Here is a 264-nt window from a genome sequence, read left to right as displayed (position 1 = left end):
CATCTCCTCGACCAGCGCCCGAGCGAACCCGAGGTGTTGACCACCGCGGGCCGGGGAATCCAGGCGCGCCAACGCAACCTCCGAGGCCAATCCGCGCCCGCGCTTCCGCACCGGCATCCCCGCCGCGGTCTCAGCGGCGCGCCGCTTGGACGCCCACAGCGCGGTCGCCCGCGCCTGCACCGCGGCCGCCTCGGCTTTGAGTCGTTCGCAGTGGGCGACAACCTCGCGCAGCTCAACCTCCGAGGCCGACCCGTCGATATCGAA

The 264-nt window shown here is 72.7% G+C and carries 1 pseudogene; it reads right to left on the bottom strand.

Features of this window, described 5'->3' with window-relative positions:
- A pseudogene (locus tag ACZYYX_RS29465) lies at nt 1-264 on the bottom strand (HNH endonuclease); the annotation flags it as partial.

It is taken from the genome of Mycobacterium sp. IDUB_1 (genome assembly GCF_055419625.1).
The sequence above is the reverse complement of the archived record's forward strand: the minus strand, read 5'-3'. Positions and strand labels throughout refer to the sequence as shown.